At 46.4% G+C, this 1,491-nt stretch carries 1 protein-coding gene and 1 pseudogene; one reads left to right on the forward strand and one right to left on the reverse strand.

The annotated features are described in order from the left end of the window. The coding region (locus AB4493_RS20005; protein ID WP_372155682.1) for a DUF819 family protein at positions 1-465 on the forward strand (465 nt) is incomplete at its 5' end. Positions 466-551: 86 nt separating this feature from the next. On the opposite strand, the pseudogene AB4493_RS20010 reads toward AB4493_RS20005, so the two are convergent. Continuing rightward, positions 552-1,328 (reverse strand): annotated as a pseudogene (locus AB4493_RS20010) (hypothetical protein); the annotation flags it as partial. Positions 1,329-1,491 lie beyond the last annotated feature (163 nt).

Raw genomic sequence — 1,491 nt, forward strand, 5'->3', positions numbered from 1 at the left:
GTGTTCATGGCACGCTTACTAACATCTGGCTTCTTCTGGCTGATCGTAATGGTGACAACGTTCGCGCTGATCGCTTCATGCTTCAAATCTACACGTAGCCTTGAGCACAGCGGCGCGTCTAAAGTAGGTTCAGCGTTCATCTACATCCTAGTTGCAACTATCGGTATGCAAATGGATGTGACAGCTATATTAGACAACCCAGGTTACTTCTTCATTGGTATTACATGGTTAACTATCCATGCCCTTCTAATGATTGTGATGGCGAAGCTAATTCGTGCACCATTGTTCTTTATGGCTGTAGGTAGCCAAGCTAACGTAGGCGGCGCTGCATCGGCACCTATCGTCGCGGCTGCATTCCACCCAGCATTGGCACCAGTAGGTATCCTAATGGCGGTATTGGGTTATGCTCTCGGTACATACGGCGCTTACATCTGTGGTCTCATCATGCAAGTTGCTGCTGGTTAATAGAATCGCTTAATCCAATAACACCAAAGGCTGAACGATGATCGTTCAGCCTTTTTCGTTTCTAAAACTGTATTTCAAATAACGGCTTAATCGAACAAAGATGTCAGTTTATTTTCCACCACAGGGCTGATATTAAAGCTCAACATAAAATCTGGACGCGTTTTTTCGTCTTTCTCAAGGTAATAGTTCGCTTCAATGCCAAACTTCCAAGGGCGTCCATTCAGAACCGTTGTTTTACTAACACTGATGTTTAACGGAATTTCCGCCAGATCCTTATTCCAGTCGTACGAGAATGTTGGTGCAGAGCCCACCGTCCAACCGCCTCCTAAGATCTCCACCCAAAACACTTGTGTCGACGTCCTGTTGATTCGAGTATCAGAATGGTCGGCTCCGTCTCCAGAAACACCATACAAGTGATTTGGGAACATACCGACAACTCGCTCGCTACTCGCTTTCCCGACCATAAACTCTGGTCCGACAGCAAATTGATCCGCTGTTAAGTCACTGCTGCCCGTTGGCAACGAAGCAAAGATACCGAACGCGACAATAGTACCGCCCTCCATTTTAGGCGCATAAGCTAAATCAAATGAGATGTCTGTAAAGCCTGACTGCTCCGTGTGTTGCGAGCTTGCTGGTGCGTCCACATGGAAATCGTTCTGTACATAAGAGATGGCCGGGCGGAAGATCACTTTGTCGCCGTTATCCATGGGAAACGGCAGTGTCGGCTGTAATACTGTAGCGAAACTGTCCCCTCCACCATCGTAACCACCTGAATACTGGAGCTTTAAATTAAGGCTAGCGTAAGCTGTGTTTGGGTTTGCAAGTTCCTTTGCTGCCTGTTCTGCTGCTTGATCGCTTTCAGATGGCTTTGTTTCCTAATTGGATCTCAGATAGAAACGGCCAGTATGGGTGATTATTAGGCTATTTCTATCGTTTTAGGCATACCTAACCCTGTGAGCTTATTCAACGCTTTAATCATGGCGTAGGTTTCACCAACCTGAGCATTATCATAGACAGGATCTTAAG

This window comes from Vibrio sp. 10N.222.55.A1, assembly GCF_041473835.1.
Classification (GTDB): Bacteria; Pseudomonadota; Gammaproteobacteria; order Enterobacterales; family Vibrionaceae; genus Vibrio; species Vibrio crassostreae_C.